The organism is Chryseobacterium sp. 2VB, assembly GCF_005503635.1.
Classification (GTDB): domain Bacteria; phylum Bacteroidota; class Bacteroidia; order Flavobacteriales; family Weeksellaceae; genus Chryseobacterium; species Chryseobacterium cupriresistens.
Window position 1 is genome coordinate 64,551 of record NZ_SCNC01000003.1, and the last position, 14,365, is coordinate 78,915.

General features: G+C 38.0%; 11 protein-coding genes. 5 read left to right on the top strand and 6 right to left on the bottom strand.

The window, feature by feature from the left end; translation table 11 throughout:
• Positions 1 to 5: 5 nt before the first annotated feature.
• The 5 genes from FFS26_RS04385 to FFS26_RS04405 all read left to right on the top strand — a co-directional run bounded on the left by FFS26_RS04385 (position 6) and on the right by FFS26_RS04405 (position 8,972).
• On the top strand, positions 6 to 461 hold the full coding sequence (locus FFS26_RS04385; RefSeq protein ID WP_110008436.1) for a hypothetical protein: 456 nt from the start codon (positions 6 to 8) through the stop codon (positions 459 to 461).
• Between the two features lie 5 nt (positions 462 to 466).
• The gene (locus FFS26_RS04390; RefSeq protein WP_171006240.1) at positions 467 to 7,093 is read left to right on the top strand and encodes an RHS repeat-associated core domain-containing protein; all 6,627 of its coding nucleotides are present in this window, start codon (positions 467 to 469) and stop codon (positions 7,091 to 7,093) included.
• Entirely contained in the window at positions 7,094 to 7,522 is a 429-nt protein-coding gene (locus FFS26_RS04395; RefSeq protein ID WP_110008434.1) for a hypothetical protein, read from the top strand.
• Between the two features lie 50 nt (positions 7,523 to 7,572).
• A complete protein-coding gene (locus tag FFS26_RS04400; protein ID WP_110008433.1) occupies positions 7,573 to 8,172 on the top strand; it encodes a porin family protein in 600 nt (199 codons plus the stop codon).
• Between the two features lie 200 nt (positions 8,173 to 8,372).
• Positions 8,373 to 8,972: a porin family protein gene (locus FFS26_RS04405; protein ID WP_110008432.1), complete on the top strand. Its 600-nt coding sequence runs from the start codon at positions 8,373 to 8,375 to the stop codon at positions 8,970 to 8,972.
• A 110-nt stretch (positions 8,973 to 9,082) separates the two neighbouring features.
• Here the strand turns inward: FFS26_RS04405 and pth are convergent, their stop codons facing one another.
• The 6 genes from pth to FFS26_RS04435 form a co-directional block, all read right to left on the bottom strand.
• Positions 9,083 to 9,646, bottom strand: coding sequence for an aminoacyl-tRNA hydrolase (gene pth / locus FFS26_RS04410; RefSeq protein ID WP_110008431.1), 564 nt, complete (start codon positions 9,644 to 9,646; stop codon positions 9,083 to 9,085).
• An 87-nt stretch (positions 9,647 to 9,733) separates the two neighbouring features.
• On the bottom strand, positions 9,734 to 10,666 hold the full coding sequence (locus FFS26_RS04415; RefSeq protein ID WP_137904398.1) for a hypothetical protein: 933 nt from the start codon (positions 10,664 to 10,666) through the stop codon (positions 9,734 to 9,736).
• 99 nt (positions 10,667 to 10,765) lie between these two features.
• Positions 10,766 to 11,641 carry a hypothetical protein gene (locus FFS26_RS04420; protein ID WP_137904399.1) on the bottom strand — a complete coding sequence of 292 codons (876 nt, stop codon included), beginning with the start codon at positions 11,639 to 11,641 and terminating at the stop codon, positions 10,766 to 10,768.
• Positions 11,642 to 11,793: 152 nt separating this feature from the next.
• Positions 11,794 to 12,531: a hypothetical protein gene (locus tag FFS26_RS04425; RefSeq protein ID WP_137904400.1), complete on the bottom strand. Its 738-nt coding sequence runs from the start codon at positions 12,529 to 12,531 to the stop codon at positions 11,794 to 11,796.
• Positions 12,532 to 12,539: 8 nt separating this feature from the next.
• On the bottom strand, positions 12,540 to 13,367 hold the full coding sequence (locus tag FFS26_RS04430) for a hypothetical protein (RefSeq protein ID WP_137904401.1): 828 nt from the start codon (positions 13,365 to 13,367) through the stop codon (positions 12,540 to 12,542).
• Positions 13,367 to 14,188 (bottom strand): hypothetical protein, encoded by an 822-nt coding sequence (locus FFS26_RS04435; RefSeq protein WP_110008426.1) that lies wholly within the window; start codon positions 14,186 to 14,188, stop codon positions 13,367 to 13,369. Before FFS26_RS04435 ends, FFS26_RS04430 begins: the two co-directional genes overlap by 1 nt.
• Positions 14,189 to 14,365 lie beyond the last annotated feature (177 nt).

Below are 14,365 nucleotides of genomic sequence, written 5' to 3' on the forward strand. Positions count from 1 at the left end.
CACCCATGAAGAAAATATATTTAAGTGCATTATTATGCACAGGGATAGGCATGTCCTATGCCCAACAAATCGAAGTTTATTTTAAATATGACGAAGCGGGCAATCAACGCTATCGGGGACCCGATAATTTTGTTAAAACAGCAATACAGCGTAAAGCAGCTCCATCAACTAACACCCAGGTATTATTAGATGAGAAAGACTTCTGGAAACAGATTCGTTTGTACCCAGTTCCAGTAAATGATTTTTTTACTATCGATTGGACAGAGGAAACAGACAAACTTATAGAATCTGTTTCTCTCTATCAGCATAGCACGATTCATTGGAAATTCCAGCAGCAGAATATTCCTGGTCTTAACAGGCAGCTAAAAATTAATATGTCAGGATATGATTGGGGCGTGTATGTACTGCGCTTTACCCTGAAAGATGGAAGAATTTTCAGTAAAAACATCACTAAAAGGTAATGGCTATGAAAAAGTACAATAACAAAATACAGCTATTTTCATCGCTCGTATTATCTTTTATATATGTATTCTGTTTTTCGCAGACAACGACTCCGAAATTTCATGACACCAAAGGGAATGCAGATGTTACAGGGGCAGGGCAGCTCCAGTATACGCTTCCTATTGATCTTCCTCCGGGAGTCAAAAATGCAGCTCCTGGTATCAGTTTGGTCTATGTAAGTGGTGGTGGAAATGGTCTGGCAGGCTATGGTTGGAATATTACGGGGCTTAGCTCAATATCAAGAGTAGGGAAAACACTTGAAAAGGATGGTATTACCAAAGGCGTACAATTGGATTTTTCAGATTACTACAGCTTTAACGGTCAGCGGTTAATATTGAAGTTCGGAGAATATGGGAAAGAAGGCGCAGAGTATGTTACAGAGAAATATTCTAACCTAAGAATTAAATCTATAGGAAGCATTACCGGACAAAGCTGGCAGGGACCGGAATATTGGGAGGTGACCTCTCCTGACGGTTCACAAACCTGGTACGGAGCTACAGCTTCGGGAAACAGCCAGGCCAGAACACCGATTGACTATAATATAGTGAAAACAAGGGATACGGATGGAAATTATATTACCTATAATTATACTTCCGAGGATAATGTTTCTGTAATCAGTAGTATTGAGTGGGGAGGAAATGAAAACATGGGTACAAACCATATCAATAAAATTAATTTTAATTTTACAACAAGGCCATATCCGGAAACTGCCTACATCAAGGGAAATCTTTTTTCCCAGTCGAAAATTCTTCAGTCTATTGTGGTCTTATCCAATATCAAGCAATATAAGAAATACAATATTGCTTACAGGAACCATAGTGACAGTCAATATAAGTTAATTGATAAGATCTCCGTATCAAACAGTAATAATGAAGAGGCTAATCCTGTAAAGTTCACCTATGAAGAATCCATTTTTAAAAATGAAAATTGGAGCAATTCGTATACGATAAGACCTGATGCCAATGATGTAGTGGGAGATTTTAATGGTGATGGATATCTTGATGTATTAAGGTATCACTCCCAGACCTCAAGCAATATACCACAGGTAGGACTCTATCTTTATAATAATTATTTGAAACATGCCTCTGACAATGGAGCTGCCATAACATATGTAGGCAATATCGTAACAGGAGTCAGCAATGCTGCCGTTGTTAATCTTAGAAAGGGAAATCTTATCCGCAACCGACAGGGATTCGTGCTTAAGAAACAAGTACTAAATACTTCTACTTCTAAAACAGACCTTGTACTTTCATTCTATGGACTTTCTGAGAATAACCAGTTGGTCCTGGACTATACGAAGACCATTCCTGGCGCCGATTATGATTTTTCAACAGGAACCATCAGTAATGGGGTAAAAACTACCGTTACCGCTATGAGAAGCGTTGATTTTAACGGTGATGGTCTGAATGAACTGGTTATCTCGTTAAGTGACAGGGAATGCCATCCGATAAGTATTGATCCGGCATCCAGGCTTCCCCAGGACTGTACCACTACAATGCGGTATTTTGTGGCTGATCCTGATGAATCTATCCAGGGCAATGGATGGTATTATCCACTTGAACTTTATCCTGATTATGATAAGCTTGGTCAGGATGTATTGAAACAATACTGGTCAGGAGATTTCAATGGTGATGGAGTTTTTGACCTCATGAAGCTCAGCCAGGACTTAAAGCCCGTTTTGATCACTTTCCAGAAAAATTCTTCGGGGCAGTACGAGTCCTTTATAGCTCCTTTTAAACTCGCCAATGATGAAACGATCAAGGGTTACTGGCAAAATACTGTTGTGGGAGATTATAACGGGGATGGTCTTAGTGATCTTATGATGCCGGGCACTGCAACTTCGGCTATTTGGTACCTCTATACATCCAAAGGCAATGGCTTTAAGGAAGAGGGCAAAGTTTTCTACCGCCCAGAGCCCACCCGAAGGGTTACAACTGACCCTCAAACTAATAATATTTTTGTGGCTAATCCAAGGACTTTTGTGGCTTATGATATTAACAATGACGGGAAAACCGAGCTTGTGATGCTGGAAGGAGGCCGAAGCTATCTTTACGATCCTGTCCAGGACGGTGCCGCACCAGGTGTTAAATATAGGAGAAATTACACAGCAAGTGTAAAAATACTTTCTGCTTATGCCGGGGAACTTCCTCCTATGACCAATGTTTATGGTACCTGGAATGAAGCCGTATATCTCAACGGTCAATATTATACAACCGCTGAATTACAACCAACCCGCAGGGATGTTGTAGGGCTTGCTGTAGACCAGTGGACCGGAGGAATGCTCAAAAGCGTCATGCTGGTTTCTATGAATGGAGAAAATTATGGTTTTAACAATGAGCAGGAGGTTGCCTCCAGCTATTATATAGACATGGGACGAGAAACTCATATCAAAACGATCGAGCAGGGAGGAATAACCACAGAAGTTTTTTATAAGTTTCTGGGAAACAATAGTGAACTGTATAAGCCAATCAAAACTGAAAACTATCCTTATGTTGAAATTAACCAGTCTTACGGCATATATGTAGTTTCTGAAATGACCCAAACCCCAATAAGACCCGAACAGTCCTTTTCTGACCCTGAAAAGGTGAAGTTGAGACGGGTTTTCAGATACAGAGGACTTACAGCCAATATTTTAGGGAAAGGAATGGTTGGTTTTAAGAAAATGGCGAGATCTTCCTGGTACAATTGGCGACTTCCGAGTACCATCATCTGGTCAGGAGTAGAAACTGATCCTTTGAATGATGGTATTCCATTAAAAGAGTGGACGGTAAAATATACTGGTGACGAATCAATGGTTTTTCCTGATGATCTCTCAGAAAATAACACCCAGCTTCTGAGTTTAAAATCTACCGTTTACCAGACTATTAACCTATTGAACGGGCAGCAGGTAACCTCTGTTTCCGATGCAGACAAGCCAAAGGTGGTGACTGCTATTTTACCGGCAAGAACCAGAGCAAAGGATTTCTTAACCGGAACGGTTAAAGAAGACAATATCATCTATGAACAATATTACCTTCCACTGAAAATAGATTCCAAGGTTAATGACACCTATGGAATTACAACTTCTGTATTTGCGTATGATCATAACCCTTCAGGAACTGCAGCAGCCTATTTTATAGGACGTCTGAAATCCAAGACAGTAACGCAGCAGGCCTACGGAGATACACAATCCGGCAAAGAGGAATATACCTATGAAAATAACCGAGTAAAAACGCTGAAAAAATGGAACAGGAATAATACGGGTTATATCCTTGAAACCTACACTTATGACGGTTTTGGAAACATTACCGGGAAAACACTTTCCAACAGCATAGATTCCCAGACCCTTACAACCACCTCAAAGTATGATCCTACCGGAAGATTTGTTGAAAAAACAACAGATCATTTAGGACTGGAAAATGTGTTTAAGTATAATGACTGGGGACAGGTGACAAGCCAGACGGACCCATTGGGAAATGTTATTCTAAGTACTTATGATAATTGGGGAAAGATTCTTATCTCCGAGAGCAGCCTTCAAGGTATTACTGCCTATCTTTATGATAGAGATTCTAACGACAATGTAACGGTAACAAGAAACGAACCGGATGGTAATATCTCCAAAACATTGACCAATAAACTTGGGCAGGTATATAAAACAACGACTAAGGCTTTTGGATCGGGACAATATGTTTCGAGGGAAACGCAGTACGATGTTTTCGGAAGAAAAGTCAAGGAATCCGAACCGTATTTCGAAGGGCAAAGCGCTAGCAAATGGAATACTATTGGTTATGATGATTCTGTATATCCGGCGAAGGTAACGGCTACAGCATTTACAGGCAAGCAGACAGAAACCACGGTTTCCGGATTGACAACTTCTGTAAAGGAATCCAATACTGCAGATTATGGAAGAACGACTACCAGAACGGCTGATGCTTTAGGAAATGTAATTTCTTCCACCGATAAAGGAGGAACGATAAAATTTTCGTATAACGCAGCCGGAGAGCAGGTAAAAGCCCAGTATGCCGAAAATACGGTTACCACACTGTATGATGTATGGGGCAGGAAAGCTGAATTCAACGATCCTTCCAACGGGCTGTACAAATATGAGTATGACGGGTTGGGACAAACTAAGAAAGTGATAAGCCCGAAAGGAACGAAAGAATACACCTACAATAATCTGGGCCAGCTGGTTTCCCAGAAAGAACTTTCAACTACAGATGGTGGCCAGGCAACAAACAAAACAATTTCTTTTGCCTATAACAACAAAGGAATGCTTATTTCAAAATCCGGAGTTTCTAAAGGCAATTCGTTCAGTACCAGTCTTACATATGATCCGCAAGGAAGGCTGTCATCTTCTACAGAAAACAGCAACAGCAGATATTATAAACATAAAAATATTATTTATGACAATAAAAACAGGGTAGTATCCTATGAAAAAGAACTGCAATCCGGGATCACTACTTTAGTTGCCATTGAAAATATTTACAATACCTGGAATGGGGAACTATCTCAAATAAAGGATAAAACGACCGGAAAAGTTCTCTGGGAGCTGCAGACCACCAATGCGATGGGGCAAGTACTGACCTCGAAGCTGGGAGCTGCGAATATTACCAATACATATGATGCAAATGGCTTTCTGGCCAGTACCAATCATTCATCAGCGGTAAAGCCTTCCATTCTGCAATTGTCTTATTCGTTTGATGCTATTAAAAATGAACTTAAAAGCAGAACCACCGGAGGAGATTTCAGCATTTCTGAAAATTTTGATTATGACGATAATAACCGTCTTATCAACTGGAGCAATCCGGTTACAGGAATCAAGTCTCCTGCAAATAGAAATATTTACGACATTAAAGGCAGAATAATGGAGAATGATCAGGTGGGTACAATGAAATTTGAAAATTCCACTAAAATTTATCAGACTACCGGAATGACTCTGAATGCTGCAGGAACACAAAATTATAATGATGATCTTATCCAGACCGTTGTTTACAATGAGAATAATGACCCTGTACAAATAGATGGAGAAAAGGCTCGTATAAGCTTTGATTATGGATTAAGCAGCATGAGGCAACGTGTAGACATTATAGAATTAAAACAGTCTCCGGTACCTGGACCCAAACCTACCTATACATGGCAAAGTACGTTTACAAAATTTTATAATGAAGATGGCAGCTTCGAAGTTGTAACAGATCTTATAAGCGGAAAAGAAAAGCATATTTTATATGTGGAAGGTACACCGTATGAGTCTGATATTGTATATTTGAAAAACTTTGAAGAGAGCAGCGGTTCTTATAAATTTTTGCACAAAGATTATATAGGCAGTATCCTCGCGATATCGGACCAGGCTGGAAACAAACTGGAACAAAGGCACTATGATGCCTGGGGTAATCTTACCCACCTGAAGATCGGAAACGGCGCGATTAATACTACTAGAGATGTCATCCTGAGCCTGTCGAAGGATCTTCTTATTAACCGTGGGTATACAGGACACGAGCATTTTATGAGCGTAGGCATTATCCACATGAATGGAAGATTGTATGATCCTCTTCTTAGAAAATTCTTAAATGCGGATGAAAATATACAGGATCCTACAAATACTCAGAACTATAATAAGTACGGGTATGTGATGAATAACCCTCTGATATATAATGACCCTGATGGAGAATTCTGGATGATGCTTGCAGGTGCATTTATTGGAGGATACCTAAACGGTGTTGCTGCCAATGGTGGAAACTGGAATCCGGGCAAGTGGGATTGGCAAAAGTCATGGAGTGCGGTATTGGGAGGTGTTATTGGTGGTATGGCCATTTCGGGAACACTGGGTACTATTGCAAGTAACCCTGGAGCTATTAAGTTTGTGCTGCCGAGTATTGTTTCGGGAGGGCTGAACTCTGCGTTTACCGGAGGTAATTTCTTAGGCGGTGCAGTTGGAGGAATATCTTATTCTGGTAATTTATTTACCAATAAAGTTACTTCTACAGAGATAATTTATACAGGATATAAATATATTATTTCACCTCAAGATATTTATGGTGAAGAAGATATAATTATTAGAAACAATAAAAAACAAATTTTATATCGCATTATATCTAAGACAATCAATAAAGATGTAAGCTTAGATACAGATTTTGAATTAGGAACTCCAATAACTATTAATTTGAAAAAATATGAAAAAATGGGAGCTCATGCTGTTGGTTTTAGTTTAGATTATAGCGCCACAATGGGTGGAGGACCTAATGGAGGACTTGCATTTGTTTATTTTATAGCTGGTGGTGATGCCGGAAATGGATTTATTTATGGCTATAAAGGAGGAAATACTGGATTAGAGGGATCAATAGGTGCCAGCAAATTTTATTCAATGTACGTTGATAATGATAAGAAAAACTTTAATGCGTTGGGATATGCTGGCAAATCTTCAGGACATGCTTTTGGAGTAGGAGTCTGGGGATACTCAAAATCTTGGGGAAATAGAACAAATGATGGAGAATTATGGCCTGGGCAAAAAAGCAAAACTACCTGGATCAATATTGCTACTGGAATTGGACATGGGGTAAATGTAGGAGGAAAGGTATTTTGGTCAGATTATACATTATTAAAACAATTATTTTAAATGAAAATAAAAGATTTATTATACTTATTTTTCGCATTAGCATTGGCAGGATTCATGTTATTTTCATTGATTTATTCACCAAAAAAGGAAGATAAATTTATTATTGATGATATCAATACTAATATAGAAGGAAAAATAAAAAGAAAAGTTGCTGTAAGAAAAAATCTTTTAACTCATGTACTCATTGAGCGAGCTCATAAAAATGATACTTTAATTTTTTTGGGAGAAGCTATGGATAGTGTACAAATTGGAGATAACTTGTTTAAGCAAAAAAATTCTCCTTTTTTCTATGTTTCAAGACAAGGGGAAAAAAATAAAAAATTGAAGTATGTATTAATACCTAAAAGTGTAGTGGATGACAATAACTTTCCTGACGCATGGAAAGATAGCTGCAGAAATAATTGGAAAAATGTAGTTATAGATAATTAAATAAGTTACTCTGCTTCACAATCAAAATATACATTTTTTAAAACATAATTATGAAAAAACAATTACTAAGCGTATGTATAGTTATAGGAACTATGGCATTTGCTCAATCAACAAGTGGACCTAAATTTGGTGTTAAAGCAGGAGGGAACCTTTCAAGCTTTACAGGAAGTGATTCTAAATCTAAAATTGGATTTTATGCCGGAGCATTTGTAAATGTTCCCATTTCTGAAGTATTCACTATTCAGCCGGAGGTTGTGTACAGCCAACAGGGGGCAAAAGCAAAAGATAAATATCTTTTGGGAGCTATCCCTGTAAAGGATATAAAGCAAATCCTTAACTATATCAATGTTCCTGTAATGATTCAGTACAATGCCACTTCTAAATTTTATCTGGAAGCAGGACCTGAATTTGGCTTCCTTATAAATGCAAAGGCTAAAGAATATTTTCTCGGCGAATCACTTAGCTGGGATAATAAAAGCTTATTAAACACGTTTAATTTTGGATTAGGGATTGGCCTCGGATATAAATTCATTCCCAATCTGGGAGTCAATGTCCGTTATATTGCCGGTTTAACTAAAATTGTCAAAGATGACGCTGAAGAATCTTCCAAAAATACTAATTTGCAGCTAGGTGTGAATTACTATTTCTAAATAGCGAAAAAAAGAGAATATTCTTAAATACACAAAAGAAACGAGGTCGTCTCACAACTCGTGAAAACGACCTCATTTGTACAAATTTGTATCTGTGATAACCGTCATCCTTACTGAAGAAAAAAAACATTAGCTTCACAAGGATACCGTGAACAGCAATATCTGATTATAATACTCTATAATTTTTTAAAAACATATTAATGAAAAAACAATTACTTAGCTTATGCATAGTTGCAGGAACTATGGCATTTGCACAATCTACAGACGGACCCAAATTAGGTATTAAAGCAGGAGGGAACCTTTCTGGTATATCTGGAAGCGAGATGAAATCTAAAGTCGGCTTTTATACCGGAGCATTTGTTAATATCCCTGTTTCTGATGCATTCAATCTTCAGCCGGAGATTGTTTACAGCCAGCAGGGGGCAAAAGTAAAAGGTGATTATGACATGGGCACTTATACAATAAAGAATATGCAGCAAAACTTTAGTTATATCAATGTTCCTGTAATGCTTCAATACAATGCCACTCCGGAATTTTATCTGGAAGCCGGTCCTGAGTTTGGATTTCTTGTCAATGCGCAGGCAAAAGGGGATATTGATGGACAAACTTATAAGGGCAATAATAAAGATTCATTCAGAACCTTTAATTTTGGAGCAGGAATTGGGCTGGGATACAGGTTTACTCCGAATATAGGAGTCAATATCCGTTATATTGCTGGTTTAACTGACACCTTAAAGTTTGGGCTTGGAGAAACTTCAAAAAACACTAATTTCCAGCTTGGTGTAAATTATTATTTTTAAAAAAAATAAGAAATCTTCTTAAGCATATAAAATTGAATGACTGCCTTGTTTTTAAGGCAGTCATTTATTCTATAAACTATATGGTCATTACAGTTTTTTCCCTTCTGAAATTATTTCCCGTTAAAAGTGGACATCGTATTATTCAGTCCGGCAAAAACGAAAGAAAGAGCGGCTTTGGAAAAGGTTTCAATTCTTTCCGTAAGCTTTTCAGCTTCTTCCTCATTCCACGTTCCTAATACATAGTCTACCTGTCTTCCGGCAGCAAAATCTGCAGAGATTCCGAAGCGAAGCCTTGCATAATTTTGAGTCTGCAATACTTCATTGATATTTTTAAGTCCGTTATGACCCGCATCAGATCCTTTTCCTTTCAATCTTAAAGTTCCGAAAGGAAGGGCAAGGTCATCGGTAACAATGAGCACATTCTCCAAAGGAATGTTTTCTTTCTGCATCCAGTACTTCACAGCATTTCCCGAAAGATTCATATAAGTATCAGGTTTAAGGACAAAAACTTTTCTTCCTTTATGTTTTCCTTCTGCCAGCCATCCGAAATTCGATGTATTGAATGATACTTCAAGGGTTTCCGCTATTTTATCGGCTACTTTAAATCCTATATTATGTCGTGTATTTTCATATTCAGAGCCTTTGTTACCAAGCCCGACAATTAAATATTTCATCAGAAATTTTTTGCAAAATTAAGGTATAAAAAATAAAAAACTCAATCTTAGGAAAGATTGAGTTTGAATATTGTTAAAAAAATTCTTCTATTGTGGTTTATAGATGTAATTAACGCCATATCCTTTTGTCATGTAAGTCTGAGGATCATAAACGTAATTGGTACTCTTCACAACCGGTGTTGGAATTGGCGGTGTAAGATCTGTTACCGACCATCTCTTAGGGTTGTTCGGAGACAAGATAAGACTTTCTTTATCATTGATTATCGTAGATAATAATCTTGAGATTTTATATACATGCGGCAACAACGTGAATGGGCTTACCTGCTCATCATATGCATAGTATTCGTAGCTGTATTTACCGGTAACAGCACCAAATGCACCTCCTGTCATTGTTCCGTAGTGTCTTACTACTTTAGAAACATTATCTCCTACGTAAGTATAAGCTGTCTTAGAATAATCGGTGAAATTAAGTGGGGCTCCGGGAACATCCGGACCGTTTCTCATAATGATTGAATCCAGTTTTCCTGTGGCAGTGCTATACTTAACCTGATAAGATGTTTTCTCTTTTCTCAACAAAGTCTGTGGTCCCGGAGGATCTCCAGGTATTACAGGCGGAGTTCTTCTGAAAATAGAACGGTTTTCAGAAATCGTCTGAAGTTTGCTGTTGTTTCCGTAAGAGAATAATTGGGTGTAGGATACACTGTCTTTATCCAGTTTCCCGTTTCCGTCTAGATCAAGGAAACCGTTAAAATTAATCTGGCTGATTTTATCGCCACTGTACATAATATCAGTGATAGAAGCACTGTCTGTGATTACTTTAGTCACTAGAAGCCCGCTATAACGATATTCTGCGATGGTATCTTTATCTGTAATTTCTCTGTATAATGCTCTTGGACCGCTTAACCCTCCTGTTTCGTTAAGATCCAGCAAAGGATTTCCATCCTCATCCAGCATATCCTTGCAGGAATGTACTGAGGAGAAACCTGCGATCAGTAAAATAAAATAGAAAATTTGCTTCATTTCCTTGTAATTGATTATTTTTTTGACAAATATAATTTTTTTTTGCCTAAAACTTGTAATATTATTTATATTCTGGTAAGATTAATAGCTATATTTCTACTATAAATTTTTATAGGTAAAAATTGTATTCTGATTTTTCTCAACAACCACATACCCCTGATTATCATAAGAATAGCTTTGAGCCGTATTAACAGGCGCAGCCGGTGATGGTAATTCTATAAACATAGAGGTGGGATTGTTCGGAGATATTTTGTAGAATTGTGCCGGATTGATCAGACTTCGGGTGATGAAATAAACTGATGGCAAGGTAGAATACGGGCTTTTCTGACTATCATAGTTCTGGAAACTATACTTGCTTATTACGGCCGTACTCATATTCGGGTTTCCGTTGATATCCAGCAGACCTTTGGAACAAACAACCTGAATAACATTATCACCATTGTACACAAAACTGTAGTCAATAAATCTGTTATAGGCACTGATTCCACCTTCTTTTCTCTTCTCAAGAATTTTGGTAAGCTTATTGGTGGTCGCACTATAGGTAAATGCATAGTCACTTACAACAGATACAGACGGCGTTGCTCCGGTGGCTGTAGAAGTAGCATTATAAATCTTTTTACCTGTAGCATCAGGAACAATATTAAATTCATAAGTGAGGCTGGATGCAGCTGAACTTACATATTTAACTTTAGTGATATTTTTATTGGTGTATGTTACCGTTGCTGTATAATAAGCACTTCCGCTAAAAGACTCATCTTTGGATACTGCAGTCTGCAGATCTCCGGTTACCGCTGTAGTAGCATATTCTTCCTGAGTAACATTATTCGAACTAACCTTCGATAAAATCTTTTTAGGAGGTGGCCCGTCATCCGGATTCGGAATGGATTCTGTAGGATCAGAGGTAGTAGTACATGCTGTCAGCAGCCCAAGAAAAGCAATACCGGCAAACATTTTAAAAAAATAGTTTTTTACCATATAGAATTTTTTTAGCTTGTCCAAATATAATTCAATTTTTGATAATACACTTTACTTTATCCGAACAAATTCACAAGAAATAGAGTTAATAAACAAAAAAAATCTAAAAACATAACGTTTTTAGATTTCCTATTATTGTATGATCATGAAAATTAATAAGGCTGCAATATGGATGTCGTCAAAACAGACTGCGACATATCACTGTTGAGAAAAGCAGTATCAACCGCTGTTCCTATTCCAAGTACTGTTCCTGCAATAGCCCTTTTTATACAGGCTACTTTAACGGAATACTGATTTTGGGGAGTAAGATTGGTAAGAGTAGCATTAAGGTTAAAAATCTTATAAGCACCGCTGTCCCCCAATAATACGTCCGTTCTCACTGCTCTAAGGGCATCATTTATAAAAATACCACAGGCAAAACTTGCAGAATTTGTACCTGTCTTCTGAACAGTGGTCTGAAATGAAAAAGTAGCTTTGTTTGTACCGTTGGTAACAGAAAATGTATCTACTGTTCCTGGGATTACAGTCCAGCCTCCCGTCAGAGGATCTCCATTACCATAGGGGCTGGTAGCACCACTGGCACCAGAAAAGCTGATTCCGGTTTTATCCGCAACGGTGTTGATAGAAAAAAGAGACATACTTCCCTGCCCGTCAGCAATTTTAATAGCTTTCCAGTCATTTGTACCTAAATCCGCATTATTGTGAAATATATCACCAGCTGTACCGGCAGAACCTTTCAGTAAATCAGTACCTCCGGTTCTTAATTCTTTTCCTACGTTAAGATCTCCGTTCACATCCAGCATATTAGTCGGATTAGGAGTATTAATACCCACCTGGGCGCTTGTTGCAGCTGCTAACAAAAGAGATGTAACAAATAATATTTTTTTCATAATCCTTCTTAATTTATAATCGTGTTAAATACTTCCGGAACTTCATACACATCTATTTTAAGGGAAGACTGTGAAATAAAGCTGTTGATATTGCTATACACATTAGTTCCAATGGTAAGTTTATTTCCTGTACCTGAAGCACCATAGGAACCTAGTCTTGTACATGCAACACTTACCGTATGGTCTCCTTTGGAAAGATTGTCTACAATCCCGATCTGAGTATGAGTAAGGAAAGGATATGACGTAGTAATAGCTTTCAAATTTCGCTGTCTCAGGTTGACCAGTTTGTCATCCACAAAAATTCCGCAAGCATAGTCTATAGAGTTGTCTGTACTTCCTGCCGCCCCAAAATCTGCCTGTACAACAGTTTCAAACTGAAAATAAGCTTTACTTTGGGTACTGAATACACTGATTACATGTGAAAGCCCGTCTATTTTCTTGAAGTTGGTAAGAGTACTATATTGTTTTCCTTGTGTAAATGTTCCTCCTCTCGAAGTCATGCTTACCGAAGAGTTTTCAGAAGAGGTAAAGGTAATTCCTGTATTATCCGAGAATGAGTTGTTATAAATCAGGTAAAATTTATTAGGTTCGTATTCAGGAATCCGAAGTGATTTCCACATCGGTGGAAAACCTTCACCCTGAGAAACCAGTATCTGGTCATTATTTCCATGAAAAACAGAATTATCAGCAGAATTAAAAACCCCGATTTTATTTCTGAAATTCACATCTCCGTTTACGTCAAGTTTTGCTTTTGGGGACTCTGTTTTTATTCCTACCTGAGCTGTTGCCAAAAGACTTATGCTAAAAAGCAGTGTCGATAATAGTTTTTTCATCATTAGTTGTTTTTATAGCTCACGTATTCGATAACATCCATTTTCATGGTAGATTCCAGAGTAAATGCACTGGAAGCTCCATTTGAAGACTGTACATTACGTCCGATCGCAAATTGCGAAGCAGTGCTTGAAGTATCAATCTTTCTGCATGCAATGTCAATATTATGAACGCCTACAGGAACGTTCTGCTCAGTATAGTTAAGCGTAAATATATAATCCTGAAGTCCGGCTTTTCCGCTGTTGTTATTGGAAGCGATTCTATCCGGGCGTACGGCTACCAGTGCTCCGTTTCTGAAAACACCGCAGGTAAATCTGACGCTTTGTATTGTAGTAGCTGTGGAAGCCTTCATTTCAATTCCGGTCTGGAACTGGTAAGTAAGCCTGTTCCTTCCGTTTTTGATGGTAAAAGTATTGCTAAGTCCATCTATTTTTTTCCAATTCCCTTTTGTGATATCAGAAATGTTATCCCCAACTTTGTTGGTGTAGATACCATCACCGGCAACACCGTCCGTAAGTGAAATAATACCCGTTTGATCCGACGACAGATAAGAATTAATCAGCTTATACTGTCCCTCTTCCATAAAGGAAACATTCAAAGATTTCCACACAGGAGGCAAACCCTCGCCCTGAGAAACCAAAACCTGGCCGTTTAACCCGGCCTCTCCAGCCTGAGTTGAAGTACCTCCTACTCTAAGTTCTTTTCTTAAGGTGGTTTTTCCGTTCACGTCAAGAACGGATTTAGGTTTTGCAGTACCGATTCCCACCTGTGCGTTGGCATAGATTGAAAGAAGTCCAGCCACGCAGCAATGTATTATTGTTTTCATAATTAAGGACTGCAAAGTTACACAACGAAGTCCAAAAAATTCCAGTTATACATCTATAAACTTATAGAAATAAACACATTACAGAATAGAATTAATCACACATAAAAGTAGAATTATTTCTACATAACTCTACTTTTAACATCTCAAAAAAATCATATAACGTCTCAAACCCTTACT

What these genes read in the sequence shown, in the direction of transcription:
- FFS26_RS04385 (WP_110008436.1), top strand. Translation starts at nt 6, where the DNA reads ATGAAGAAAATATATTTAAGTGCATTATTATGCACAGGGATAGGCATG.
- FFS26_RS04390 (WP_171006240.1), top strand. Translation starts at nt 467, where the DNA reads ATGAAAAAGTACAATAACAAAATACAGCTATTTTCATCGCTCGTATTA.
- FFS26_RS04395 (WP_110008434.1), top strand. Translation starts at nt 7,094, where the DNA reads ATGAAAATAAAAGATTTATTATACTTATTTTTCGCATTAGCATTGGCA.
- FFS26_RS04400 (WP_110008433.1), top strand. Translation starts at nt 7,573, where the DNA reads ATGAAAAAACAATTACTAAGCGTATGTATAGTTATAGGAACTATGGCA.
- FFS26_RS04405 (WP_110008432.1), top strand. Translation starts at nt 8,373, where the DNA reads ATGAAAAAACAATTACTTAGCTTATGCATAGTTGCAGGAACTATGGCA.
- pth (WP_110008431.1), bottom strand. Translation starts at nt 9,646, where the DNA reads ATGAAATATTTAATTGTCGGGCTTGGTAACAAAGGCTCTGAATATGAA.
- FFS26_RS04415 (WP_137904398.1), bottom strand. Translation starts at nt 10,666, where the DNA reads ATGAAGCAAATTTTCTATTTTATTTTACTGATCGCAGGTTTCTCCTCA.
- FFS26_RS04420 (WP_137904399.1), bottom strand. Translation starts at nt 11,641, where the DNA reads ATGGTAAAAAACTATTTTTTTAAAATGTTTGCCGGTATTGCTTTTCTT.
- FFS26_RS04425 (WP_137904400.1), bottom strand. Translation starts at nt 12,531, where the DNA reads ATGAAAAAAATATTATTTGTTACATCTCTTTTGTTAGCAGCTGCAACA.
- FFS26_RS04430 (WP_137904401.1), bottom strand. Translation starts at nt 13,367, where the DNA reads ATGATGAAAAAACTATTATCGACACTGCTTTTTAGCATAAGTCTTTTG.
- FFS26_RS04435 (WP_110008426.1), bottom strand. Translation starts at nt 14,188, where the DNA reads ATGAAAACAATAATACATTGCTGCGTGGCTGGACTTCTTTCAATCTAT.